At 58.1% G+C, this 24,726-nt stretch carries 19 protein-coding genes; 9 read left to right on the forward strand and 10 right to left on the reverse strand.

Going from position 1 to position 24,726, the window contains the following annotated elements; translation table 11 throughout:
• The first annotated feature begins 630 nt into the window (after positions 1 to 630).
• Positions 631 to 1,152, forward strand: a complete 522-nt coding sequence (locus G3M56_RS10540; RefSeq protein ID WP_164362181.1) for a hypothetical protein — start codon at positions 631 to 633, stop codon at positions 1,150 to 1,152.
• 42 nt (positions 1,153 to 1,194) lie between these two features.
• Positions 1,195 to 2,247: a M23 family metallopeptidase gene (locus tag G3M56_RS10545; RefSeq protein WP_164362179.1), complete on the forward strand. Its 1,053-nt coding sequence runs from the start codon at positions 1,195 to 1,197 to the stop codon at positions 2,245 to 2,247.
• Between the two features lie 582 nt (positions 2,248 to 2,829).
• On the opposite strand, the gene G3M56_RS10550 is transcribed toward G3M56_RS10545, so the two are convergent.
• Positions 2,830 to 3,699 carry a cation diffusion facilitator family transporter gene (locus tag G3M56_RS10550; protein WP_164362172.1) on the reverse strand — a complete coding sequence of 290 codons (870 nt, stop codon included), beginning with the start codon at positions 3,697 to 3,699 and terminating at the stop codon, positions 2,830 to 2,832.
• A 989-nt stretch (positions 3,700 to 4,688) separates the two neighbouring features.
• Here G3M56_RS10550 and ileS point away from each other — a divergent pair.
• The 4 genes from ileS to G3M56_RS10570 all read left to right on the forward strand — a co-directional run bounded on the left by ileS (position 4,689) and on the right by G3M56_RS10570 (position 10,300).
• A complete protein-coding gene (ileS, locus tag G3M56_RS10555) occupies positions 4,689 to 7,430 on the forward strand; it encodes an isoleucine--tRNA ligase (RefSeq protein ID WP_164362170.1) in 2,742 nt (913 codons plus the stop codon).
• A 156-nt stretch (positions 7,431 to 7,586) separates the two neighbouring features.
• Positions 7,587 to 8,162 (forward strand): signal peptidase II, encoded by a 576-nt coding sequence (locus tag G3M56_RS10560; protein WP_164362168.1) that lies wholly within the window; start codon positions 7,587 to 7,589, stop codon positions 8,160 to 8,162.
• A 626-nt stretch (positions 8,163 to 8,788) separates the two neighbouring features.
• A complete protein-coding gene (locus G3M56_RS10565) occupies positions 8,789 to 9,541 on the forward strand; it encodes an NYN domain-containing protein (RefSeq protein WP_164362166.1) in 753 nt (250 codons plus the stop codon).
• A gap of 18 nt (positions 9,542 to 9,559) precedes the next feature.
• Positions 9,560 to 10,300 (forward strand): hypothetical protein, encoded by a 741-nt coding sequence (locus tag G3M56_RS10570; protein WP_164362164.1) that lies wholly within the window; start codon positions 9,560 to 9,562, stop codon positions 10,298 to 10,300.
• A 158-nt stretch (positions 10,301 to 10,458) separates the two neighbouring features.
• Here G3M56_RS10570 and gpmI read toward each other — a convergent pair whose 3' ends face one another.
• From gpmI to ccsA, 5 genes are all read right to left on the reverse strand, one after another.
• Positions 10,459 to 12,006 carry a 2,3-bisphosphoglycerate-independent phosphoglycerate mutase gene (gene gpmI, locus G3M56_RS10575; RefSeq protein ID WP_164362162.1) on the reverse strand — a complete coding sequence of 516 codons (1,548 nt, stop codon included), beginning with the start codon at positions 12,004 to 12,006 and terminating at the stop codon, positions 10,459 to 10,461.
• Positions 12,007 to 12,838: 832 nt separating this feature from the next.
• Positions 12,839 to 14,377 carry a uroporphyrinogen-III C-methyltransferase gene (cobA, locus tag G3M56_RS10580; RefSeq protein ID WP_164362160.1) on the reverse strand — a complete coding sequence of 513 codons (1,539 nt, stop codon included), beginning with the start codon at positions 14,375 to 14,377 and terminating at the stop codon, positions 12,839 to 12,841.
• A gap of 42 nt (positions 14,378 to 14,419) precedes the next feature.
• Positions 14,420 to 15,358: a hydroxymethylbilane synthase gene (gene hemC, locus G3M56_RS10585; RefSeq protein WP_164362158.1), complete on the reverse strand. Its 939-nt coding sequence runs from the start codon at positions 15,356 to 15,358 to the stop codon at positions 14,420 to 14,422.
• An 8-nt stretch (positions 15,359 to 15,366) separates the two neighbouring features.
• Complete coding sequence (gene hemA / locus G3M56_RS10590; RefSeq protein WP_164362156.1) at positions 15,367 to 16,383, reverse strand: glutamyl-tRNA reductase; 1,017 nt, start codon at positions 16,381 to 16,383, stop codon at positions 15,367 to 15,369.
• Positions 16,384 to 16,426: 43 nt separating this feature from the next.
• Positions 16,427 to 17,209, reverse strand: a complete 783-nt coding sequence (ccsA, locus tag G3M56_RS10595) for a cytochrome c biogenesis protein CcsA (RefSeq protein WP_164362154.1) — start codon at positions 17,207 to 17,209, stop codon at positions 16,427 to 16,429.
• A gap of 103 nt (positions 17,210 to 17,312) precedes the next feature.
• Here ccsA and G3M56_RS10600 point away from each other — a divergent pair, with 103 nt between their 5' ends.
• A complete protein-coding gene (locus tag G3M56_RS10600; protein ID WP_164362152.1) occupies positions 17,313 to 17,849 on the forward strand; it encodes an adenine phosphoribosyltransferase in 537 nt (178 codons plus the stop codon).
• A 100-nt stretch (positions 17,850 to 17,949) separates the two neighbouring features.
• Positions 17,950 to 19,503 carry an O-antigen ligase family protein gene (locus G3M56_RS10605; protein ID WP_164362150.1) on the forward strand — a complete coding sequence of 518 codons (1,554 nt, stop codon included), beginning with the start codon at positions 17,950 to 17,952 and terminating at the stop codon, positions 19,501 to 19,503.
• Between the two features lie 299 nt (positions 19,504 to 19,802).
• On the opposite strand, the gene gcvH is transcribed toward G3M56_RS10605, so the two are convergent.
• Positions 19,803 to 20,180 (reverse strand): glycine cleavage system protein GcvH, encoded by a 378-nt coding sequence (gene gcvH, locus G3M56_RS10610; protein ID WP_164362148.1) that lies wholly within the window; start codon positions 20,178 to 20,180, stop codon positions 19,803 to 19,805.
• 47 nt (positions 20,181 to 20,227) lie between these two features.
• Positions 20,228 to 21,337, reverse strand: coding sequence for a glycine cleavage system aminomethyltransferase GcvT (gene gcvT, locus G3M56_RS10615; protein ID WP_164362146.1), 1,110 nt, complete (start codon positions 21,335 to 21,337; stop codon positions 20,228 to 20,230).
• A gap of 97 nt (positions 21,338 to 21,434) precedes the next feature.
• Between gcvT and G3M56_RS10620 the strand changes: the two genes are divergently transcribed.
• Positions 21,435 to 22,277, forward strand: a complete 843-nt coding sequence (locus tag G3M56_RS10620) for a hypothetical protein (RefSeq protein ID WP_164362144.1) — start codon at positions 21,435 to 21,437, stop codon at positions 22,275 to 22,277.
• Between the two features lie 360 nt (positions 22,278 to 22,637).
• On the opposite strand, the gene G3M56_RS10625 is transcribed toward G3M56_RS10620, so the two are convergent.
• Positions 22,638 to 23,402 (reverse strand): sulfite exporter TauE/SafE family protein, encoded by a 765-nt coding sequence (locus G3M56_RS10625; RefSeq protein WP_164362142.1) that lies wholly within the window; start codon positions 23,400 to 23,402, stop codon positions 22,638 to 22,640.
• A gap of 46 nt (positions 23,403 to 23,448) precedes the next feature.
• Complete coding sequence (locus tag G3M56_RS10630) at positions 23,449 to 24,678, reverse strand: aspartate kinase (protein WP_164362140.1); 1,230 nt, start codon at positions 24,676 to 24,678, stop codon at positions 23,449 to 23,451.
• Positions 24,679 to 24,726: the final 48 nt, after the last annotated feature.

The following is a 24,726-nucleotide window of genomic DNA, read 5'->3' on the forward strand; positions in this document are numbered from 1 at the left end:
CGGATTGCACACGGCCACTCACGCCGGAGCGCAGCGACCACTCCTCACCTAAAACCTAACCACTTAACAACATAAAGCCCCCCCCTGCGTCTCTGCGTGGGTTCTTACCCCCCTCCAAACACCTTCGTGGTTTTACCGCTCCACAAGACACCTCTGTGAACTCTGAGTCCTCTGTGGTTCAAAAACTCAAATCATGTCCCTCATGTAAGTTGCCTGCGGCCATCTCCGCAGGCTCCGATTCTGTCCAAAAATCCTCGCTCCCGCGCGCAGCGCGCTGAATTCCTTTGGGGGCTTTGGGGCTTTGCGTGAGCCCAAACATCAATCCGCTCTCCTGTCGTGCGGCTGCGCCGGTTCTCTCATTCAACCTCAACAGTGAGGTTGCTCCATCGCCACCCGTTTTCGTGGCTTTTTGTCTTCTCTGTGGCCATCACCTCTGCGTCCTTGCGCGTCTGCGTGAGCCCAAGACCAATCCCGTAAATCATGTAAATCCTGTCTAAAAACTCCTCATCCCTCCCGAGCGCAGCGCGCTGACTGATTTCAAATTTCAGCTTTCCAGTTCCAGCTTTCCCTCCATCCCCTTCGCTGGATCCGTGATTGCATTCGCGCGCGGGAACCCGTATCTACATCGCCATGCAGTTCGTCCCCTCCATCCGCTCGCTGATCGCGATCGCCGCACTGGCTTTCGCAACCGCGCCTCTCGTCCCACAAAACGCTCACGCCGGCGACAAAAAAGCCGGGGTCCGCATCTCGTTTCACGTTGAAGGCGACGAGACAGACGGCCCGAACCGAGTCCGCCCATTCCGAGTCCACGGCGAAGAGAAATTCTTCACCAACATCCCAGTCGTCACCCACGAGCACTTTGTGGCGTACTACCCATTTGCCAACGAGAACGGAACCTTCGGCGCCGCTTTCCTTCTCAACGAACGCGGTCAAACCCGCATCAAACGCGCCGCACTGGAGCACAAGGAAGGCCTCATGATCCCCGTGATCAACGCCAGCGCCGGTGAACCGATCGTCCTCGATGGTGCCACATCACCATTCATCGTCGTCTGGAACGGCCTCAGCACGGAACACTTCGCCTTCTTCGAGAAGGAGTGGAAACTCCGACCGATCAGCGGCCCAGAAGACCTGCCACCAGGCATCGCCAACTAACCACACCATCCTCCGCACCCGATGATCCGCCTCCCATTCCTCATGAATCCGAAACGCTTCATCTCCGGTGCCCTCGCTGTCGTCGCGCTGATCGCAGCGCTGCTCCCATGGGGCAGTGCTGCGGCAGGCAGTCCGATGAAGCTCTCGCTCCCGACCGAGAACACGGCGATCTTTTCCAAAGAGCCTTGGCGGTTCTACATGTACACCGACCGCAGCTTCGAGGGCAAAAAATCAAAGCCCTGGCAGGGCGGCACCTACGGGTTCTCGCGCAACCCGAAACGCACCGCCGAAGGCCTGCTCTACACCAAGCTGCATGAGGGCGTCGACATCTCGCCCGTGCGCCGCGATCCATCCGGCACACCAACCGACGCCGTGCGCGCCATCAGCGACGGCAAGGTCGTCCACACCAACCACCAGGCGAACCACTCGAACTACGGACGCTACATCGTGATCGAGCACCGGTGGACCGACGGCACCTATTACTCGCTCTATGCCCACCTCCAGTCGATCCGGGTGAAACCGGGGCAAAAGGTCCAGCGAGGCACCCAAATCGGTGTACTCGGATGGACCGGCCGCGGCATCAACCTCACCCGCGCCCACCTCCACCTTGAGCTCAACCTCATGGTCCACTCGGACTTCGAGCGCTATCACGATCGCTTCCTCAGCGGCAAGAACCACCACACGATCTACAACGGCATCAATTTGGTCGGCGTCGACGTGGCATCGCTCTTCAAATCCGCACGCGGCAACTCAAAGCTCACCATGGCAGAGTTCATCCGTGCCGCCCACCCGCCACATTACCGCGTGGCGATCCCCGATGGCTCGAAACTCGAGATCGTCAACCGCAACCCATGGATCTCCAATGGCAAGAAAGCCCAGCCGGGACCATGGGAGCTGACTTTTTCCCGCGAAGGAGTACCGATTGCCGCCCGTCCGATCCAAGCCAATATCACCAAACCCGTGGTCACCTGGGTCAAACCGTCAAAGACCTACCACAGCTATCAGACAAAAGGGTATCTCACAGGCTCCGGCCGCACCGCCGGGCTCAGCCCCTCAGGACTCGGTTTCATTGCACTGCTTACGGGTGATTTCTAGGGAACCGCTCACTTTCGTTTTGAGGGACCCGCAGATTACTCCGACTCCGCAATGCGCGAGTGCATCACCACCCGTCGTTGCTGTTTTTGTTTTCCACAGATTAGCAGGATGGATGGGATTTTTAACGCATGCGTGATCCCCACATTCAGGAGTGACGGTGTCCCCACCGTAGTCACCCCCTCCCGGAGCTCAGCGACCTCATTGAAGTATTCTCACGCAAAGTGCCCAAAGATCTCCCATGTAATGTCACTCGTGGACTCACCAGCACTGGTAGCGGCTTTTAGGGATCCGCAGATTACGCCGATTGCTATGATTTTTGCGCAAGCGTGGCACTCACGTTTCCCGCCATTCGGGTGATGGCCACAAGAACCGCAATATGCCTAGCGGCCCTCAGTCCCATCGGACCTACGGATTGCCCCCCCCGGAGCGCAGCGACCACTCCCCACCTAAAAATTCTTCTCTCCTTTGGGTCTTAGGGGCTCTGCGTGAGACATCAACATCTAAAACCCTGTCCCTCATGTGAATTACCTGCGGCCATCTCCGCAGGCTCCGACTCTGTCTAAAAAGCACCCATCCGCCCCCTCACTCATGCGGCTCGATGTGGATCACGACATCCTCAAGTTGCGGCATCTTCGCCAATAAATGGTCCTTCACCTCATGGCTGATGCGATGTCCTTCATGCACAGTCAAATTTGGATCCACCTCGACGTGTAGCTCCGCGAAATAGTTCACCCCACTCTTGCGGACCACGCATTTCTCCAGCGCCTCCACTCCGCTAACCAACGCCGCCTCCTCCACTATCTTCTCACTCACGTCCGAGTCGACCCGCCCGTCCAGGTTCTCGTGCAATGACCGCGAAATGATCCTCCCGCCATTGAGAAGAATGATCACGCAAGCCACCAGCGCGGCATAATCATCGGCCGCCGCGTATTTCTCCCCCCCGATCAACGCGATTGCAATTCCGACCGCAGCCGCTCCGGACGTCAGAGCATCCGATCGATGATGCCAAGCGTCGCCCTCCAACGCCCGGCTATCGTTCACATCCGCCACCGACTGGATCCGCCGCGCGAGAAACTCCTTCGCTGCAACCACACAAAGCAAAACCGGCAACGTAAACCACGCCGGTCCCTCATGCGGAGTCCTGATCTCGTGCACACTCATCACTGCAATCGACACCCCGGCCACCACCAGAGCCCCACCGGAAAACATCCCCGCCAGCGACTCGATCCGACCATGCCCAAAGGGGTGGTTCCGATCCGGCGGACGCAGCGACAAATAAAAGCCCGCCCAAGTCACCAAGGACACCAAAATGTCCGACGCCGACTCCACTCCATCGGCAATCAACGCGGTCGAATGACCGATCACGCCGGCCACGATCTTCACCACCATCAACACCACGTTGAAAAGCAGCGTCAACAGCCCGAGGCCAATTAGATTTCGGTTCCCGTTCATTTGTCCAATCATCAGGCTCCGATCATCAAAAGCCGTCCCGTGACGATAAGAACAAAGCCCCTCACACAACAGCGAAAACTACACGACCTGTAGACACTTTGAGTTATCCGCAGATTGTTATAATCTCCACCCACCTGTATTCGGACCGCCGGATTGCACCCGGCCACCGACACCGGAGCGAAGCGACCACTCCTAAGGACCCTCACGCAAAGCCCCAAAGATCCCAAAGATTTCTCATGCCATGCCACTCGTAAACTCACCACCACTCGTAGCAGCTTTGAGGGATCCGCAGATTTCGCAGATTATTATGATTTGTACGCAAGCGTGATCGAACCTTCTGAACACATCATCACTCCAAGGTTCAATGATGCCAATCATGTCCCTCATCTGAATCCAGTCTAAAAACAACCCAACCACCGACTCCACCTGCCGCAGCCACAGCTGCTCGAATTCTCACGCGAAGCCCTCCCCCTTCAAACAACTTCGTGCTCTTAGTATCCTTCGTGATTCTACCACATCTCACGGTCCGTCTGGGGTCGAACACTCAAATCATCTAGATCACGCCCAAGAAAGAGTGCTCCATATTAAGTGCGGCTGCGCCGGATTCCCTATTCAACCTCAAGGGTGAGGTTGCTCCATCGACGCCCGTGTTCGTGGCTTTTGTGATCTGTGCGGCCATCGCCCCCGGCTACGCCTGCAATCGAAAGCAGTGATGCTCACTGCACTCCCAAACAGGTCGCACCGCAGACGCCTGCGCAGAATCATATCCCTCATGTAAATTGCCTGCGGCCATCTCCGCAGGCTCCGATTCTGTCTGAAAAACCTCTCCATCCCTCGCGCGCAGCGCGCCGACTTCATTTCACCTTTCCAATTTCACCTTTCAGCTTTGCCCCCCCCTCCGCACGTGACGGCTTCAAAATCAGTCGCTCGGTTGATATTGGCCAAAGCGGGTGCTAGGCTCCGCCGCACGACATTTTGCCCCGTCGACTATGAGCGCTGACCAAAAAAGCTACAAAGACACGCTGACCCTTCCGCAGACCACGTTCCCAATGCGTGGCGACCTCGTCAAAAAGGAGCCAGGCCGCCTCGAAAAGTGGGAGAAAAGCAACCTGTACCAGCGCATTCAAAAGCGCCGTCAGGACCAGGGCGCACCTAAGTTCATTCTCCACGACGGGCCTCCATTCGCCAACGGCGACGTCCACATGGGCACGGCTTTGAACAAAGTCCTCAAGGACCTGGTGCTCAAGTCCAAGACCATGGCCGGTTTTGAAACCCCGTTCATTCCGGGCTGGGACTGCCACGGTCTACCAATTGAGTTCAAAGTCGTCCAGCAGGCACGCGACTTGGCACCTGCCGAAGTGCGCCGCCGCTCCGCTGAGTTCGCCAAGAAGTTCATCGACATCCAGCGTGCCTCGTTCCGCCGTCTCGGTGTGTTCGGCGATTGGGAAAACCCATACCTCACGCTCGACCCAGCCTACGAAGCCGACATCATCCGTGTGTTTGCCAAAATGGTCGAGTCCGGCATGGTCTACCAGAGCAAAAAGCCGGTCCAGTGGTCGTACGGTGCGCACACCGCATTGGCCGAAGCAGAAGTCGAGTACAAGGACAAAGTCAGCCCGTCCATTTTCGTCAAGTTCCCACTCACCACTCAGCCGCTCGACCTCGGAGTCGACGTCTCGATGGCGATCTGGACCACCACACCGTGGACACTTCCGGCCAACCTCGGAATCGCCCTGCACCCGGAGTTCACCTACGTCGTCGGTAAGTTCGAAAACGCCGAAACCGGTGCCACAGAGAACTTCGTCATCGTTCGTGAGCTGCTTGAACAGTTTGCTGACAAGACAGGCTACAAGCTGGTGGAAACGCTCGCCGAGACCAAGGGCAAGCACTTCGAAGGCCTCGAAGCCCAGCACCCGTTCCTCGACCGCACGTCCCGTGTGATCAACGCCAACTTCGTCACCACCGACACCGGTACCGGAGCGGTGCACATCGCACCAGGCCACGGTGCGGACGACTACGTCGCCGGCCAGCAGAACCAACTCGGCCTCGTCTCGCCAGTCAACGACGACGGTGAGTTCACCGAGGAAGTCGGCCTCGACGAACTCGTCGGACAACACGTTTTCAAGAGCAACAAGCGCATCATCGAGATCCTCGAAGAACGTGGCGTGCTCCTCGGTCAGGAAGAGTACCAGCACTCGTACCCACACTGCTGGCGCTCGAAAACCCCGATCATCTTCCGCTCTGTCGAGCAGTTCTTCATCTCGCTCGACACGCTTCGCGAAAAAGCACTCAGCGAGATCGACGAAGTGAAGTGGCTCCCAGCCTGGGGACGCAACCGCATCTACGGCACCGTCGAAGCACGTCCTGACTGGTGCATCAGCCGCCAGCGCACGTGGGGTGTGCCGCTTCCTGTGTTCTTCGACGCTGACGACAAAGCCATTCTCGACGCCGAGCTCGTGCGCAAGATCGCCGACTACGCGGAGAAGGAAGGCACCAACTTCTGGTTCGAAATGTCCGACGAGGAACTGGCCGAGCTTTTCGGCCTTCCAGCAGGCAGCAAGCGTTGCCGCGACACACTCGACGTGTGGATCGACTCGGGCTGCAGCCACGTTGCCGTTGTCGACCGTCGTCCGGAGCTTCACGGCCCGGCCGACCTCTACCTCGAGGCCACCGACCAACACCGCGGATGGTTCCAGAGCTCGCTCATGCTCTCGGTTGCATACCGTGGCAGCGCTCCTTACAAGACCGTGCTCACCCATGGCTTCGTCGTCGACAAAGACAAGAAGAAGCTCTCGAAGTCGGAAGCCGAGAAAGCCGGCAAGCCAATCGATGCCGCCCACTTCTACAACAAGTACGGCGCCGACATCGTGCGCCTCTGGGTGTCGTCGGTGAACTGGCAGACCGAAGTGCCATTCGGCGAAGATCTCTTCAAACAAGTCACCGAGCCATACCGCCGCTTGCGTAACACATTGCGCATTCTCCTCGGTAACCTCGACGGCTTCAATCCGGAAACCGATCGCGTGGCCGCAGCTGACATGCCATTGGTCGACCGCTGGATCCTCGAGCGCCTCAACGAAGTGATCAGCGAGTGCCGCAAGGCTTACGAGCAACTGGAATTCAACAAAGTCTTCACCAAGATCAATGAGTTCTGCGCCGCGGACCTCTCGTCGATCTACGTCGACATGCTCAAGGACCGCATGTACTGCGACGCCTCATCAGGCGTGCGCCGTCGTGCCAGCCAGACCGCGATGTTCGACGTCTTCTCGGCTGTCTCCCGCCTGCTTGCACCAATTCTGGTCTACACCGCGGACGAAGCATGGGAACACGCCGGTTTCGAGGGCTCGATCCACGAACTGGACTTCCCAGAGGTAAACCCGGACTTCACAGATGGCAGCGCGACCACCAAGGTCGACCGCTTGCTCGAACTGCGCCACACCGTCCAAACCGCAATCGAAGCCCAGGTCCAGGCCAAGACGTTCAACAAGAACAACGAAGCCGCTGTGACACTCACCGTTCCAGCCGACGAACCTGTGCTCGACCTGCTCAACGACCGCGAATTCGCCACCGAGTTCTTCATCGTGGCCGACGTCCATGTCACCACCGGCGACGAAGTCAGCGCAACCGCAGCCATGACCGAGCACCCAATGTGCCCACGCTGCCGCCGCTATGAGCCAGTAGCTAACGAAGCAGAGGGCCTCTGCGAACGCTGCGACTCCGTCGTGAGCGCATAACGATAGAAAGATCCGACAAAACGGGGACGGAAACGTCCCCGTTTTTTTGTTTCGACATCACGCCGGATCTACTGGATTAGTCCACCGCTGACGCCTCCCCCGCAGCCGCGCCTATCATTCCAGCTCTCCCAATTTCAACTTTCAGATTTGCCTCCCATGTCCGCCAAATCACTGATTCTCTTCATCACCCTGCCGCTCTATATCATCGACCAGATCAGCAAATGGTGGATCGTGATGAACTTCGCGCCGCCCCCCTCGATGCCGGCTCCCAGCAACGTCGCAGACCTGGAGTACCACATCACGGTCATCGACGGGTTCCTCAACATCATCCGCGTTCACAATACCGGCGTCGCCTTCGGCATGGGCAATGGCACCACCTGGGCTCCCTTTGTGTTCCTTGCTGTCCCCCTGATCGCACTCACCATCATCACCATCGCTTGGAAGAAAAAGTTCTTCATTGGATGGACCGGAAAAGCTGCGTTCGCCCTGCTGCTCGCCGGCATCTTCGGCAACCTGACCGACCGACTGACCCAGGGTTTCGCACTCGAACACCTCAAAGACGAGTCGTTCTGGACCCGACTGATGAACGGCTACGTCGTCGATTTCATCGATGTCATCCTCCCATTCTACGGCAACTGGCCGACCTTCAACGTCGCCGACTCCTGCATCTGCGTCGCCGCCGTGCTCATGGTCATCTGCTCGTGGAACGAAGAGCACAATAAGAAGGCCTAGCCCGGCTCGACGCGCGGGGAGCCTGGAGTGACGGTGTCCCCACCGTCGTCGATCACACAGGAGCGCAGCGACCACTCTCGGAGATTCCCACGCAGAGCCGCAGAGCCGCAGAGGGACCGTATGCGGAGCCTGCCGCGAGGCCGACGCCGCTCGTGTTGGCTTTTTGTTTTTCCACAGATGAAGAGGATTGGTGGGATTTGTACGCAAGCGTTTTCGGACCGCCGGATTGCACCCGGCCACTAACAGCGGAGCGCAGCGACCACTCTCGAAGATTCTCACGCAGAGCCGCAGAGGTTCCTCATGCGGGGTCATCACCTCCCGTGGTGGCTGTGAGCTATCCGCGGATTACTATAATTTTACGCGGGCGTGTGCGGAGCCTGGAGTGACGGTGTCCCACCGTCGTCGATCACACAGGAGCGCAGCGACCACTCCCCACCAAAAACCTAACCACGTAACCACCTAAAACTCTTCTCCCCCTTTGCGTCTCTGCGTGAGCCATGAACATTCAAAATCACGTAAATCATGTAAATCCTGTCTTAAAAACTCCTCCTCCCCGCCGGCTCGCGCGCCCCCTTCTTTCCAACTTTCCGCTTCCAACTTTTCGCTTTGCCGATCACCCTGCGAGCATGCCTCAAAACCCATCCGCAGATAACGATCAGATCGCTCTGTTAATTGATGCCGACAACGCACCCGCGGCGAAGATCGACTTCATCATCTCCGAGCTCGCCAGCCACGGCGTGGCAAACATTCGCAAAGCCTACGGCAACTGGACCAAACGCTCGCTCAAAGGCTGGGAAAACGTACTACACGAGTACGCCATCCAACCCGTCCAGCAATACGACGTCTCCAAGGGGAAAAACGCCGCCGACATGGCCTTGCTCATCGACGCGCTCGATATCCTCTACACCAAGGACGTCCAAACCTTCTGCCTCGTCTCATCCGACAGCGACTTCACCCCGCTCGTCTTCCGCCTCCGCGCCGATGGCAAACAAGTCATCGGGTTCGGCCGCAGCAACACGCCCGAACCATTCGTCAATAGCTGCACCCGCTTCATCTACCTGGACGACGAACCATCCAGCGACAAGGAATCATCGAGAACCAGCAGCCAAAAGGCCGCCAATAGCGCCAACCAGCTGAAGCAAAACACCAAGCTGATGAACACCCTGCGCAACGCCGTCCGCGCCACCGCCGATGACGATGGCTGGGCACCTCTTGGCCCGGTCGGTTCACACATCAGCAACCAGGGCCCGTTCGACCACCGTACCTACGGATTCTCCAAGCTCAGCGACCTCTTCCGCTCGATCGATCTGTTCGAAGTGAAAACGCTCAAAACCTCCAACAGCCACCAGGTCCGCGTACGGTTGAAGAAGGGGAAATAACATAGCGCCACCTCTAGTATGCGTCTTAAGAAAACCTACGTCATCAACTGCGGCCTTAGTGAGATCCAGCTCACTAACACAGGCACGAACACTTCTACCAGCTACCCACTCGACACAACATCAGGCTACGAAGCTGCGATCCATCGTTTCTTTCTTCGATTTCCAAAACGCCACCTCATTGCGCCAATCGGAGTTGTCACGTGGCATCCATTGGTTGAGCCTCCAAAAGGCGCGATAATCTCGGCTATGGAGAAAAAGAGCTCTCTAAGCGAGGTCTATTTCTTCGATCCAATGGGCACCTTGGCTTTGAAGCTCCTACAAAGTAAAGCCAAGGAAACCATCACCCCACGGCAAATCATCATCGCTCAGTTCGATCAGCAGATAGTGAGCTGCATCTTCTTCGCAGGATCCATTTATCACACCACCATCTACGACTATCAGCGATCACCCGACTCGTTGCTGGACCATATCGTTGCGGACCTTCAAGCGAGACACTATCCTCCGCAGCCTCCCAATAGCGCAGCCCTCCTCAAGACACTCACAGCCGATGAGGGAATTGCAATGCTCAAACAATGGAAAGCTCCCATCGGACGGGAGATCGCATGGTTCAACGGACTGAGCACATCCGGCCACATTCCAACATCAACATCCAACGGTGAGTTCACCGTCAAGCATTACGGGAGCTTCGCCGAAGCCATTCAAACAGGATCTAGCAGCGTGGCTATAGATACAGCTTTGCAGAAACTTGTGCGAAGCTAGCTCCCTCAGCCAAAGCCTCCTCATGACGGTGGAGACACCGTCACCCCAAGCTCCACCACGCTTTCTTCACATCGGAAAAGACCCTCTCTCCGACCACAAAAAATGCCCACCAGCAAGGTCTCCCCTGCCGGTGGGCATTTTGAATTCAGCAGCTGCGCTTACTTGGCAGCGCGCAAGGTGTGACCGGTCATTTCGGCCGGTTTGTCCACGCCGAGCAGGTCGAGCAAGGTCGGCGCGATGTCGGCCAGAATACCATCCTTCATGGTGTACTGGTCGTGATCGGCAGCAACGTACAGGCAGTGCACCAGGTTGGTGGTGTGTGCGGTGTGCGGCGAGCCGTCCGGGTTGATCATCTTCTCGCAGTTGCCGTGGTCGGCGGTGATGATGAGCTTGCCACCGAGCTCGAGCGTGCGCTCGACCACTTGGCGGACTCCTTCATCAATGGTCTCCACCGCCTTGATACCCGCTTCGACGATGCCGGTGTGACCGACCATGTCCGGGTTGGCAAAGTTGAGGATCACGAGATCGAAGTTTTCCAGCTCCTTGACCACAGTGGCGGTCACGGCCGGTGCGCTCATCTCAGGCTGGAGGTCGTAGGTCGCAACCTTTGGCGATGGCTCCACCTTGTGCACTTCACCGGCGAGCGGCTCTTCCACACCACCATTGAAGAAGTACGTCACGTGCGGATACTTCTCGGTCTCGGCGATGCGCAGCTGGGTCTTGCCTGCGGCCGAAACCACAGGTCCAAGCACGTTGGTGAGCTCAATCGTTGGGAACGCCACATCACAGTCGAAAGTCTGGTCGTACTCGGTCATCGTCACGTAGTGCACCTTCGGCACACCGTTGGTCTCAAACTTATCGAAACCATCAACGAGGAACGCCTGCGACAACTGACGCGCACGGTCGGAACGGAAGTTGAAGAACAACACGACGTCACCGTCACGAACGCGACGCTGATTTGCCTCTTCGAACACAAGCGCCGGCATGAACTCGTCGGTCTTCTGCTCGTTCTTGTAAACCTCGGCCACTGCCTCGGATGGCAGCACCTGGGTCTCTGTGCCCACGCCGTCGACAATCGCATCCCAGCCAAGCTTGGTGCGCTCCCAACGGTTGTCGCGGTCCATGGCGTAATAGCGGCCCACCACGGTTGCGATGCGCGCTCCCGATGTCTTGAGTCCTTCTTCCACGGTGCGGAGGTATTCAGCACCGCCGGTTGGCGACGTGTCGCGGCCGTCGGTGATCGCGTGGACCATGATGTCGTTCACGCCGGCATCCTTGGCTGCAGCAGCGAGGGCGACCAAGTGGTCCTGATGACTGTGCACACCACCGTCGGACACGAGACCGACCAAGTGAAGTCGGCTGTCACCGGTTGCCTTGGCGAATGCGTTCTTGAGTACTTCGTTGTCGGCAAGCTCGCCGTCAGCGATGGTCTTGTTGATGCGGGTGAGGTCCTGATAAACGATGCGGCCCGCGCCCAAGTTGAGGTGCCCCACTTCCGAGTTGCCCATCTGTCCTTCAGGGAGGCCAACGTCATTGCCGCTGGCGCTCACCTTACTCATTGGATAGGTCGCGTACAGATGATCGTGGAATGGAGTGTTGGCGAGAAGCGTGGTGTTGCCTTCTGCCTCTGCTGCGGCCTGACCGTTGGGCGCGATGCCCCAACCGTCACGGATGATCAAAACGACTGGACTATTTTTTGTGCTCATAAATTGGGTTGGTAAATCTGGATACCACCGCAGCCCATGGCCCCGGAGGTTTGGAATGTTCCCCTACACCAATTGACCAAGCTCCCCGTCGTGCAAGTGAAAGCCGTGCCAAGCGGCCAAACTTGTACGGTTTGAACGGGAAATCCGGGAGAACCGCCGAGTTCCCTTCCAAATTCCGTGGCGATCACGTCCGAATGCGGCATGATGCGCCCGCCTCACCGCTTCTCACGCAAAGGCGCGGTGGGTTCTGATGCGGAGCCGAGCGCGAGAATTACATCAAACGTAGTGGCTTTGAGGAATCCGCAGATTTCGCAGATTGTTGTGATTTTTGCGCAAGCGTGGAGTGACGGTGTCCCCACCGTCGTCTATCGCCCCGGAGCACCGCGACCTCTTTCTTTAATTGTCACGCAAAGACGCAGAGGCGCAAAGACTTCTCATGCAATGTCGCGGGCTGGAGCATCATCTCACCTAGTGGCTTTGGGGGATCCGCAGATTGCGCAGATTGTTATGATTTTGCGCAAGCGTGGAGTGACGGTGTCCCCACCGTCGGCAACTCACCTGCGAGCAGCGCGCGCTTTCATTTCAGCTCTCCAATTTCAGCTTTCAAATTTCCCCTGCACAAGCGCCCTCCGACCGCCGGATTTCACCCGGCCACCAACGACGGAGCGAAGCGACCACTTCGGACCAGAGTTCCGAGCTATGCCTCTGTGACCTCTGAGTCCTCTATGGTTCAACCTCAGAAAGCGCACCCATAAAAGAACCCGCGGCTCCAGGCGCACGCGGGTTCTGAAATATGAAGCTTGTAAGGAGCTGCGAAAAGCGCCCCCTACCGCTAGGCGGACTGTCCCGCGTAGTATTCTTCGATTGCCGCGACAAGCCCTGAAATGCTGCTGTCGGTGGCTTCGATATCCACTTTGTGACCGTGCTTGCGGACGGTCTCCGAAGTGATCGGCCCGATGCTGGCAATGAGGCATCCTTCTGGCACTGGAATACCGAGCGCGAAGAAGTTCTCAACCGTCGAGGAACTGGTGAACGTGATCACGTCCGCACCTTCCTCGCGCAGGCGTTCCTGGCCACCGCAGATATCCTTGGTTTCCGGAACCGTGTGGTAAGCAATCGCTTCGTCAACGATTGCTCCCATCTTACTCAGACCTTCCGACACCACAGGGCGGGCGTCTTCACCACGCACCCAAAGAACGGTCAGGTTCTCCAGATCACCGTGTTTGTCTTTATTGCCGAACTCCTCGACCAAGCCCTCCGCCACGTGACGCTCCGGCAGCAGATCGGTCTTCAAGTGGAAATCCTTGAGACGCTTCGCCGTTCCCGGTCCGACCGCAGCGAAACGCGCACCGCCAATGCTGCGTGCGTCGTCGAAGATCTTGTAGAACATATCAAAGAAGCGCTCGACCCCGTTCGGGCTGGTGAAAATGATCCAGTCGTACTTGTGGGCGTCGAGCACCAAGTGCCCGAACTCTTCCAAGTTTGGTGCGCCTTCGATCCGAATCGTCGGCAACTCGTAAGCATCGGCACCCAGCACTTCGAGCTGGCGGCTCAGCTCACCCGCCTGTTGGCGCGTGCGCGTCACGACGATGCGCTTGCCAAACAACGGGCGGTTGTCGAACCAATTGATCTTTTCACGCATGGTCACGACGTCGCCGATCACCGCCACAGCCGGCGCTTTGAAGCCCGTCTTCTCAACGAGATCCGCGATTGTCCCGAGCGTCCCCATCAGGGTCTCCTGCTTCGGAGTGGTCGCCCAGCGCACCAGAGCCATCGGTGTCTCTGGATCAGCGCCGTGCTCGATCAGTTTGTTCGTAATCTGGCGCATGCGGCTCACTCCCATGAGGAAAACCTTGGTCCCCTTGGCATTGGCGAGACGGTCGTAATCCAGTGACGTCTCCGCTTTGTCTGGGTCCTCGTGACCGGTGAAAATGGTGAGCTCCGAGTTGAAGTCGCGGTGGGTCACCGGAATCCCGGCAAACGCAGGACCACCAATGGTCGAGCTGATGCCCGGCACAATCTCAAAGTCCACGCCGGCCTGGCGCAGTTCGTCGGCTTCCTCACCTCCACGGCCGAAAATCATCGGGTCGCCCCCCTTGAGGCGCAGCACTTTCTGCCCGGCCTGGGTTCGCTCGACCAACAATGCGTTGATCTCATGCTGCTTGAGCGTGTGATCGCCCGCTTTTTTCCCGACGTAGATGATCTCGGCATCCTCGCGGGCCCAGCGCAGAATCTGCGCGTTGCTCAGGTAATCGTAAAGAATGACGTCAGCTTGTTCGACGCACTCACGGGCGCGCACGGTGACGAGTCCAAGGTTTCCCGGTCCAGCTCCGACGAGCCAGCAGACACCGCGTTCAGATGAGGTTGACATGATAGATAGTTGTTAAGAGTCAGTAATTCGTCCTGCCAGCCATCAGGCCAGCTCATTGAAAAGCAGTGCTGCCAGTGCTTCGGGATCGCTCACAGCACCATCGCCACGGGATTGGCGCAGCGTTCCATCGTCGTCAAACACGACCGCAGACGCGCGCATCGCAGAGCCCTCAAGTTCGGTGCGAACCCCGATTGGCGTTTCACAGCCCGCGTCGAGCAAGCGCAAGAACTCACGCTCACAGCGCACCCTCGCCCAGGTTTCGTCATGATTGATCCCAGCGATCAACTCGGCCGCGTCGGCATCGTCTTTGCGGATCTCAAAGCCCACGGCGCCCTGTCCGGCAGCAGGCAGCATCTCGCTCTCGTCGAGCACACGCGCGTGCACAGAGCCACCTTCCACCTCGAGCACTCCTTGGCTCAGATCAAAGCCCAAGCGCACTAGTCCCGCCTTGGCGAGCAAGGTCGCATCGTAGTCCCCTACCGCGACTTTGCGCAAGCGGGTCGGCACATTGCCGCGAATGTCCTTCACCTCAAGCCCCGGCAGCAAACGCAGGATCTGCTTGGCACGACGCACACTACTCGTCCCCAACACAGCCCCGTCCGCCAAGTCGCCCGCCGCACGAGTAATCAACACATCCTCGATAGGAGCGCGCTCGAGCACACCGGTAATCGCAAACGCATCCGCAACCTGAGTCGGCACGTCTTTCAAGCTGTGCACCGCCACGTCGATCTCGCCCTGCATCAATGCGATCTCGAGTTCTTTGGTGAAAACGCCTTTGTCGATGATCTCGCCATCAGGACCCACCGTGCCGGAAAGCTCGGACAAGCTCACGTTCTGGCATAGGTCGCCGGTGGTCTTGATTACCACGCGCTCCAGTTGGATACCCGGATACGCCGCACGCAGCGCAGTTTCCGTCATTTCCGCCTGAGCCAACGCCAACGCACTGCCACGGGTTCCGATCTTCCAAATTTTATCCGTCATCTGCTGGGTCATGCGTTGTTGGTTTCTGAAAAATTGATCACGCCATCGAGTCGGCTTTCCAGCTCACCGTTGATCAACAATCGGCACTCCTGGATCTGCGCCTCCCGTTGGTCTCTGGCCTCGGATGCCAAGCCTTCCAGCGCATCGATGTCGTAAAGATAGATCTCGTCCAGGTCGTTCACATCCGCGGCGATGTCACGCGGCACGGCGATGTCGATCAAGAACAATGGACGTCCGGCCCGCTGACGTCGGATCGCGACCATGTCTTCTTTGGTAATGATCGGGTTCCGCGCAGCGGTGGAAGAAATCAAAATATCGAAACCGTTCACTCGGGATTTCCATTCGTCGAAGCGAATGGCTTCACCACCGATCGCGTTCGCGAGCTCCACCGCCTTATCGTACGAGCGGTTGGAAACAATCACACTCTGAGCTCCACGCGAAACCAGGCTCTGGGTGGTCACCCGGCTCATCTCGCCGGCACCGAGCACCATGACATTGCACGAGCGCAGGTCACCGAAGATGCGCTCGGCGAGCTCCACCGCGACCGATCCCACCGAGGTCGCACCCCGCTGGATCCCGGTGTGGTTGCGCACCTTTTTCCCCACGGCAAAGCTCGACTGGAAGATTTTGTTCAAGCGCTTGCCAGTCGCCGACTGCTCGAGCGCATGCTGGTAGGCCGATTTCACCTGACCAAAAATCTCCGTCTCACCCAGCACCATGGAGTCCAATCCTGCCACCACTTCAAACAAATGCTGCACCGCCTCGCGGTCGTGCAAGGTGTAGAGATGCTCGCGCACTTCGTCACCCACCTCACGCAGTGATTGGATGCAATCAATCACTTCATCCTGTGCGGCGCCGGCAGATGTATTGAGCCCGGCATACAACTCCACACGGTTGCACGTGGAGACCAATACCGCCTCACTGACCGCCGGTAGTTCACGCAAAGCCGACAACGCCTCGGTAACGCCCACCGGACTAAACGCCAAGCGCTCCCGCAACTCCACCGGCGCGGTTCGGTGATTCATTCCCAAACAGAGAAAAGACATAGCAATCGCAAGTCGACCCGCCTCAGGAGGTCATAAATCCAATCGTTCCCGCTGCCAGCGAGAACACCAGCAGCACCACCCAAGCCACATTCTTCTGCGACAGGTGAAACACCTTGCGCAGCACCAACAAAATCGCAAACGCCCCCAACACCAGCCAGCCAATCGCCGCCTTCACTCCACCCGCTTGCTCCATCGCCAACAACGAAACCGACAACGATGCCCCGAGCAAAACCACGCCAATCGTCACCAAGCGGATCAAAGCATCAAACAACCGCGTGATCGGAGGCAGTGCAAACACCGCCTTGCTCGTCCGCCGACGCTTGAGATGCCAGTTCTGAAACACGAACATCCCAGACGCCACAGCAGCCAACCCAAACGCTCCATAACCCAGAATCGCCGTGGCGGCATGTAACTCGACCACCGCATTGACCGTCTCCACACGTTCCTCAGGCAATGGCTGGTAAACCCCGGGAACCAAAGCCACTCCCTGCAGCAATACCACCAGCGGCATCGTGCACATCCCCAGCAGCGACAAACGGTACGACGAACCAAACAACAGGTACCAAACCACCATCGACCACGCCAAAAAGACCAACACCTCACCACTGTTGGTGATCGGGCAACGGCCGTGCGCTTCGCCGCGGTACCACAGAAGCAGCAGTTGCACCGCGCAGCCGATGCCAACCACGAGCAACCCACGTTTCGTGTCCCACGGGCGGTCCGCCCTGACCGTGCGCAAAACCACCATGAAATGCCCTGCGAACAGAACGGTGGATGCGAGTAGGATAATTTGGTCGAGTGTCATGAAAAAATCAGCCGCTGATGTCCGCCTTGGCGGCGGGCTGACACCATAGATTCCCCTAATCGGGATTGCAACCTGCCCTTCACCGCACCTAGAGTCCTAAATCATGACCCATTCCACGCCCGAGCTTGCCGCATTGTCCGCCGCGATCCGCGACGTCCCCGATTTCCCAAAACCAGGTATCCTTTTCAAGGACATCACCCCGATTCTCAACGACGGCGCGCTCTTCCAGCAGACCATCGACACACTAACCGCCGCAGCCGCCAACCACATGCCGAACAAAATCGTCGGCATTGATGCGCGCGGCTTCATCTTTGGCGCAGCCGTCGCAGACCGTCTGGGCGTGGGCTTCGTCCCGATGCGCAAGAAAGGCAAGCTCCCCTGGCAGACCCTCAGCCAGTCGTACGCGCTCGAATACGGGGAAGCCATCCTCGAAGTGCATGAGGACGCCATCCTGCCCGGTGAGCGCGTAGTCATCGTCGACGACCTGCTGGCCACCGGTGGCACCGCGGCAGCCGCCGCCCAACTCATCAGCCAACTCAATGCGGACCTGGCCTCATTCATCTTCCTGATCGAACTCGAAGCACTCCAAGGCCGCGACCTTCTCGGTGAAACCACCATCACCTCGCTGCTCCGCTATTAGCCGAATCCGGCACGTTTCCCTCACTCCCGGTCAACAAATGCTCGCGCCGAATGCGATCTCGTACTAACGATCGCACCGCTAAGCTTGTACCATTTCCCCAGTGTCTGATTCACCTCCCCCAAACCCCACCAAATCCTCTTCGTCATCACGCAGCAAACGCTCGCGGCGCAAGTTGATCATCCCTGAAGCCGACCGCCCGCGACCAATCGCTGAAACCGCCATCATCCTGGTGCTCATCGCCTTGGTGATCGGCCCTTTGGTGCTCGGCTCCTACTACGAACCCTACCGCTGGCCTCTGCTGATCGTGTCAGCGCTGGCCACCGTCGTCGCCTGGTTCGACAAAGGAACATGGCGCAAACCTCCTTGGCTGCTTTGGGTATTGATCACCGGACTCATCGCCCACGCCGGGTGGATGACATACAACGCATGGGGCAACTACCTCACCGATCCGTTCGATTGGGACAAACAGATCGTCCAGCGAGCCGACCAGCCTCACCCCGACCTCCCCGGCGCCATGGCGCTAAATGAAAGCCTCGACCGCATCACTTATATCATCCCCTGCCTCCTGTTGGTGTGGATCGTGCGTTCACTGTGCATTACCCGACCGAACTTCCTGCGCAGGGTTCTGACCACCCTCTTCTGGTCTGGCACCGCCATTGGCATCCTCGGACTGCTACAACAGTTCACAGAAGCCAAAGGCATCTTTTGGAGCGAAGAGCTCAGCTGGAAATACCTAAGCCTCTTCTTCGCCACCTTCCGCAGCCCCGGCATCGCCTCCACCTACCTCAATGTCTGCCTCGCCGCAGGTCTGGGCTTGGCGCTCCATCACCCAGGTGGCAGATTGCGCCCTGGCAAAGCCGTACTCTATGCTATCGGCAGCGTGATTCTCGCCTCCGCCGTGGTCGCCGCCGGATCCAAAGCGGGCATCGTCCTCGCCGGCGTTACACTCTTGCTATTCCTGGCAATGAACCTGCGCACCATGAGCTCGCTCTTCTTCAAGAAGCGCGATGCCGTCGGCCCAAAGCGCATCGAGCGCCTCACTCTCACTGTAGCGCTCCTCGCCATCCTGTCACTCGGAGCACTCTCGCTGGCTGAACTTCAAGTCAAACGCTGGGAGAAAGCAATCGACACCGACTTCGGCTCGTGGCAAGCACGGGTCAAAATGAACGAGGTCCAGATCCACATGATGACGGACAAAGCGTGGAGCCCACTCCTGGGCTACGGCGTGGGATCGTTCCACCCGCTGTTCCCAGTCTTCAAGAACCAGGTCGACGAAAAGATCTACGGCGAGGTCTACTACTCTCACAACGACTACCTTCAAACATTGGTAGAGTGGGGATGGGGCGGCACCGGCGCCTTCATCCTCCTCATTGGTGGTGGTGTCGGTCTGCTGTTCGTCGAGATCATCTTCCGCTCACGCCATCACCGACGCAGCCAACTGGTACTTCTGCGCTCGGTATTCATCGGCATGTTCACCTTCCTGCTGCACGCCAATGTCGACTTCCCATTCCAGATCGAATCCCTGGCCGTGATTTTCGCGGTGCTGCTGGGCATCGGCTGGGCCAGCCCCCATTTGCGCAACCAAAAGCCACGCAAAAAGAAGTCCAAGTCCCGCCGCGAACCAAAACCTGAGGGTGCAACTCAGAATGGGTAACCCGAACCCGCTCGAGGCCTGATACAACAAACTTTCATAAGGCAGCTCGTCCGCATTACGAGCCGACCGGTGAACGCGTGCCCCAAGGATTCAACGGCGGAAAGACCCTACAAGTCGCGGAGCGACGGATTACCGGTTAGCCGGAGGTTTTCAACCTCCGGGTACAACACCGCAGAGCAACGCGTCCCAACGGGACGAATTACCCTAACTTCCCGCCTCCCCAACAAAAAAATCTCCCGCTGCCACGAGCCTGGGCTCGGACAGCGGGAGATCAAAATTCGCGGAGATCCGCTCTGGAATTATCCCAGAAGCTCGCGGTACTGGTCGGCGGAAAGCATTCCGTCGAGGTCTGCCACGTCGTTCACTTTGAGGCGGTAGATCCAGCCTTCACCGTATGGGTCGGTGTTGACCAGGTCTGGCTCGTCTGCGAGGCCTTCGTTACCCTCGACAATCACACCATCAACCGGTGCGTAAATGTCGCTGGCTGCCTTCACCGACTCCACCACTGCAGCAGGGTCGCCGGCTTCAAGCGCCTCATCAGCATCAGGCACCTCGACAAACACAACGTCGGTCAATTCTTCCTGTGCGTGGTCGGTGATACCAACAGTGATGGTGTCGCCTTCGATACGAATCCATTCGTGGGATTCGGTGTATTTCAAATCATCTGGAACGTTCATAATTCTGGTGATGGTTGGACAGGTTCGCTGCTTCCAAAGCAACCGATTCAGCCCTTTTTGTAAAACGGTTTTTTGACGATCTCTGCATTAAATCGTCGGCCGCGAATGTCAATCTCGATCTGCGTACCAATCTTCGCCAATTCAGTCGGCAAGTAAGTCATACCAATGCCCTCGTTGAGCGATGGCGACAAGCCGGCACTGCAGGCTTCGGAAATGATCTCGCCATTGACTGCCACTGGGTAGTGAGGACGTGGTGGCGGCGACTTGCCCACCATCTTGAACGCTACGAGGCGCTCACCGAGACCTTCTTCCAATTGCTTGGCCAACACAGAACGACCGGTGAACTCGCCCTTGTCCATTGCCACGGCAAACTTCAGACCAGCCTGCAACGGTGTGCGTGTCGGGCTCAAGTCCGAGCCATTCAACGGATAGCAAACCTCCAGACGGAGCGAGTCACGGGCACCCAATCCACATGGCAGGCAGCCGAACTCTTCACCTTCAGTCACGAAGCGCTCGAACCACTTCGGCCCTTGCTCCGACGCACAGAAGAACTCGTAACCATCTTCACCGGTGTATCCGGTGCGGCATACCACGATGGTCTCGCCGTCCACCTCGGCGGTGGCGATCCCATTGCGCGGAGGCAGCGCCAACGCATCGCCGATCAGCTTGGAGTAAAGGTCGCTGCTCTTTGGTCCCTGCACCGCAAGCCCCGCCCACGCATCACTGTGGTTCTCCAAGGTCACGCCATCTTCCAACTTACCAGCAAGCCAAGCGTAGTCCTCGTCGATCATCGAAGCATTCACCACCATGAAGTACGAGTCCGCCGCGGTGCGGTAAATGATCAGGTCGTCGATCACACCACCCTGCTCATTGAGCATGAACGTGTACTGCCCCTGTCCGTCACCGAGCTTGTTGATGTCCGCGGTCAGCTGACGGTTGAGCCAAGCTCCGGCATTCTCACCCGAAACGATGAACTGCCCCATGTGGGAAATGTCGAACACACCGACGTCGTTGCGCACTGCCAGGTGCTCCGCCTTGATCCCCGAATACTGCACCGGCATGTTCCAGCCAGCGAACGGCACCATACGTGCCCCGAACTTCTCATGAACCTCGCGAAGCGGGGTCTGTTTAATGTCTGCGTCAGAAGAGTTTGCCATGCCGCAACCTGTTCCCCGCAAAACCAATTGTCAATCGCAACACACCCCGCACACACCAACGATTGATTTTTCCCCGATCCTCTTGTCTGTTGGCGCCATGACCCGCCGTCCAGCCCCCCTTTCAGACCGACTTGTCATCCCCGGCCTGCAGCGCATCCTCGCAGGATTCAACGTACTCGTCTACATCCTGGTCATCATCAACCCGCACTATGGGCAATGGCTGGAGCTCGCACCGGACAAGGTACTCCAAGGACAAATCTGGCGCCCCCTCACCGGCTTCCTGCTCCCAACCGTAGGTGACGCCAACGCTGCCGACCTACTTTCACCACTGTCCCTTTTGTTCCTCTTCATCAAATGCCAGTTGCTGATCATGATGGGCAACGCACTGGAGGCGATCTGGGGCGCCAAGAAGTTCAACCTCCTGGTCTTGGGAACTGCCGCATCAGTGACCATCGCCACACTACTCACCTATTGGATCAACCCGGACATCGGCCGCCTCCTCGGACCGACCACCAGCTTCAACCTTTATCTGGTGATCTTCTTCAGCTTCGCCTCCGTACTCCCCAACACGGAGTTCCGACTCTTCTTCGTGCTTCCGGTCAAAGTGAAGTACCTCGCAATGATCACCGGCGCATTCGTCCTCATGACATTCACCGGCCACTGGTTGGTTCTGGTCCACGGCCTGCTCAGCTACAGCATCCTTCTTTACCTCCTGCTTCCGGAGTTGGCGGCATCCGTCAAAGCACGCCACCGCCGATCAACATTCGAGCGACGTGTCGTTGAGTCCGCCCGCAACGCCCAATTAACCCAAGGACGCACCTGCTCGGTCTGTGGCACCACCGAAGCCAACTCACCCCAGCGCGAATTCCGCGTCCTCGACAACGGCGACGACATCTGCATGCCCTGCATCGAGCAACAACGCGATTCAGAACAGAACTGACGCCAATCGCCATAGCCCGGCATCGCGTGATGCCCTCCCTCCGACGGTGAGGGTACCCTCACGCCATCCCGACCAAATGGAGGCTCGATCTCTACAACCGTGGGATCGACACCTTCGAAAAGGAGCGCAGCGACCTCTCTCCCCCCTTTGCGTCTCTGCGTCTTTGCGTGAGCATTCACCCAAAGCGCCGAATGACGGAGCGGCCCCGTCAACGGCGAGGACAACGTCACCCCCCCCATAGAGGCTCGATACAGCACCCACGAAATCGACACCTCCCAACAGGACCGCAGCGACCGCTCTCCACCTTTGCGTCTTCGCGTCTCTGCGTGAGTACCCCCTACTCCCTCACTCGCCATTCGCTCAACCGAGCAAGGTCACAACAAAGGCCAGCAACCCGATTCCCGTGATCATGCGGCGCACCATCAGACGCGGAATCCGCTGGGAAAAATGCGCACCTAGATAGTACCCGGTCACCGCACCCACGGTCATCACCCCCACCCGCGCCCAATCAACGAGGCCTTCGCCTGCGGTGATGAACACAATAGCCGCGACAACGTTGATCAAACATCCCAACACGTTCTTCAGCGCGTTCATCTCGTGGATGTCACGCATCCCCATGAAACCGAGCGACGCCAGCATCAAAATCCCGATCCCCGCGCCAAAATAACCGCCGTAGAGAGCGACGAAAAATTGAAACACTACCGAAGGCAGAACCTTCATCGGCCGCTCATCCCCCTCCGCACCAGCGGCCGCATACTTCCCCACCGCCCCCTGCACCAGGAACAGCAAAGTCGCAAAGAGGATCAAATACGGCACGAAGCGAGCGAATGCATCATTGCTCGTGCGGGTCAGCAACTCGCTCCCCAGCCATCCTCCAGCCAGACTCACCGGTACAAACCGCCACAGCCACTGCTTGATCACAGGCAGCAACTTGCGAAAACCTACGACACTGCCGCCGGTGCCAATCACCAATGCCACCGTACTGGTCGCATTCGCCACCACGGCAGGCACGCCAAACGACAACAGAACCGGAAACGTAAGCAGAGTGCCACCGCCAGCCACTGCATTGACCGCACCGGCAATCATGCCCGCCACGATCAACACGCAAACTTCAGTGACACCCATCGGCCCGATATGTTCGCTCCGACCGTCTCAGTCGGAGCGCGACTGCCTAAGCTTCCGACGGAGAAGCATCCAGACCAAACACAGCGTGCACCACACGTGCCGCCTCATCCGCTTCCGCTTCGCTAATGGTCACCGCAATCTTGATCTCAGACGTCGAGATCATCTGAATGCTGATACCCGCAGTCGCAAGCGCGTCGAACATCGTACCCGCCACACCGGAATGCGATCGCATACCGATGCCCACCGCACTGAGCTTGGCGACGCCAGTCAACGACTCAACAGGACCAGAGCCAATACGCTCAGTCACCGACTTGAGTGCATTCTGAGCGGCGGCCAACTGATCTTCAGGCACGGTGAAGGAAATCTTGGCAAAGCCTTCCTTCGACACGTTCTGCACGATCATGTCGACGTTCACATCCGCTTCACCCAGTGCTTGGAAAATCGCCGAGGCAGAGCCCGGTGTATCTGGCACGTCGAGGATCGTTACCTTGGCTTGGTTGCGCTCGAGGCTGACGCCACGGATCACGACGGACTCCATATTGGGATGTTCTTCTGTCACGAGAGTTCCTGGGTTGTTGTTCATGCTGCAGCGCACCTCAAACGGCACGCCAAACTTCTTGGCAAATTCGACCGACCGCGACTGCATCACTTTCGAGCCGCTGCTCGCCATCTCGAGCATTTCATCGTACGAAATTTCCGGGATTCTGCGAGCCTTTGGCACCACGCGCGGGTCGCAGGTATAGACGCCATCAACGTCTGTGAAAATCTGGCAAAGGTCCGCCTTCACCGCGGCCGCCATGGCAATTGCGGTCAAATCGGATCCACCACGCCCCAGCGTTGTGATACGCCCCGCATCACTGACACCTTGGAATCCGGCAAGAATCACAATCTCACCACCATCAAGACGCTCCTTCACGCTCTCCGCATCGATGTCCTGAATACGCGCCTGGGTGTGCGCACTGTTGGTTCGGATCCCCGCCTGACCGCCGGTAAACGAAACCGCACGCCCACCCATCTGGTTGATCGCCATCGACACCAGCGCAATCGTCGTCTGCTCGCCAGTGGCAAGCAACACATCCATCTCGCGCCGCGTCGGCTTATCAGACACAGCCGCTGCCAGATCGATCAGTTTGTTGGTCACGCCCGACATCGCCGAAACCACGGCGATCACCTGGTTTCCTTGTCTCTGTGATTCAAGAATGCGCTTGGCCACATTCTTGATGCGATCGGTAGTGCCGACGGACGTGCCGCCATATTTTTGAACGATGAGTGCCACTGGCTGAGGAAGATGCTATCTGGTTCGTAATGCCGCCGGGGCTTGCGG

It is taken from the genome of Sulfuriroseicoccus oceanibius, from assembly GCF_010681825.2.
In the GTDB taxonomy this organism is placed as follows: domain Bacteria; phylum Verrucomicrobiota; class Verrucomicrobiia; order Verrucomicrobiales; family SLCJ01; genus Sulfuriroseicoccus; species Sulfuriroseicoccus oceanibius.